Here is a 1,969-nt window from a genome sequence, read left to right as displayed (position 1 = left end):
CGCCCACCCCACCACGAAACCATCACGGCGTGACATATCGTGACACTTTGCACCGGTACCGGCAGATGGATGAATGAGCAGGGATGCCGCTACCGAGCAGCCTCACCACGAAACCAGCGCCATCCGCAGGATCGTGGTCACTCGATCCGGTAACGGCATGAGAGGGTTTGAGGCGGGGGTAGGCTGGTGCCGGCGATTTCGCCGCTGACGCGGGGGTGGCGTTTGTGGGCGGGGTTTTGATGCTTCTAGCTGCTGTCGCGGCTGTACGGTGTTGGCTGATTTAGAACGTGTGAGATGTCACTTTTCTTTACTCGTAAAGAAAAGTAACCAAAAGAAAGCGATCCTTGCAGGAGGCTGGCGTGGCGTCATTGGGAGCCCCAATGGTTTCGTCGTACGGCCCCGGGTGCTAATGGACTCGTGCCGTTACCAGTTTAGACCACCACGACCTTGCTAATGCCCAGGGTTTCGTGGTGGCCCCCACCGGTAGCCACCACCACGAATTTCAAGCCGTCTGTCGCTCGCGGTGCGGGCGGCCACGAAGTTGCAGGCGTCCCGATTTCGTCGTGGGCGCGGTGGCACCGACTTGATAGGTCGAAGAATTCTTCCACCGCGCCCACCCCACCACGAAACCATCATAGCGTGATATATCGTGGCGCTGCGAACCGGTACCGGCAGATGCGTGAATGAGCAGGGATGCTGCTACCGAGCAGCCTCACCACGAAACCGGTGTCATTGACAGGATCGTGGCCATTCAAACCGGTAACGGCACGAGGCCATTAGCACCCAGGGCCTGACGACGAAACCACCGGGCTACGTAACCCCAATAAGCCAGCCTCCTGCAAGGATCGCTTTCTCTTGGTTACTTCTCTTTACGAGTAAAGAGAAGTGACATCTCACACGTTCCAAAACGGCCAATACCGTACAGCCGCGACAGCAGCTAGAAGCAAGAAAACCCCACCCACCAAACGTGTCTCCCCGCGTCAGCGGGGCTACAGTCAGCGGGGCTACAAACTGCCCCCCCCGCCCCCAAAAGTCCCGCATTCCCTCAAACCACCACATCTTCCAACGTGACCAGCTGCGCCCCATCCTGCACCTGGTCGCCGATATCATAAAGCACCTCCTGCACCACGCCGTCGGCCGGCGCGGTCAGGGTGTGTTCCATTTTCATGGCTTCCATCACGATCAGCGGATCGCCCTTGCCAATGACCGTGCCGGCCTTGACCATCACCGCGATGATGCGGCCCGGCATCGGCGCCACCAGCTTGCCGCCCTCGGCATCGGCGCTGCCCGCATGGGCCAGCGGGTCGACGACTTCCAGCCGGGTTTGCTGCTTGCCGCTGAACACATAGAGGGCGTCGCCTTCGATATGGGTGTTGCCCTTGACCGTACGCTCGCCCAGGTCGAGTGCGTGGCTGCCGGCCAGGCTGGCAGCGCGGAAGGGCAGGGTCTGCTCGCCTACCGTCAGCCATTGCTTGCCGCCATCGCTGCGCAGGCTGGCCAGCGTTTCGCCTTCGCCGGTGCGCAGGCGGAACTGGCTGGTGGCGTCTCCGTTCAGGCGCCATGCGCCGGCGTTCTGCCAGGGCGAATGCGCGTCGGCCGGGTCCACGCGGCGCGCGCGGGTTTCAGCATCCACCAGCGCCGCTACGGCCAGCGCGATGACTTCGGTGCCCACCTTCGCGGGCGGCGGGAACAGTGCTGTCTGGTTGCGCTCGATCAGGCCGGTGTCGAGGTCCGCCGTGCGGAACGCCTGCGAGGTCACCAGCCGCTGCAGGAAAGCGATATTGGTCGACAGGCCCACCACGTGATACTCGGCCAGCGCCTGCGCCATGCGCGCCAGCGCTTCCTCGCGGTCGCGGCCCCACACGATGAGCTTGGCGATCATGGGGTCGTAGTACGGGCTGATGGTGTCGCCCTCGCGCACGCCGGAGTCGATGCGCACGCCGGCCGGGCCGTTGCCCGGGCCGTTGCC

General features: G+C 63.3%; 1 protein-coding gene. It reads right to left on the bottom strand.

The genetic code is table 11. The annotated features are described in order from the left end of the window. Window positions 1-1,045: 1,045 nt before the first annotated feature. Window positions 1,046-1,969 (bottom strand): acyl-CoA carboxylase biotin carboxyl carrier protein subunit (locus tag AC1DQR_RS40130; protein ID WP_477135124.1); only part of this gene is annotated, 924 nt, incomplete at its 5' end.

The organism is Cupriavidus sp. 05L411, from assembly GCF_056398045.1.
This window is presented reverse-complemented; position numbering and strand designations above follow the sequence as displayed.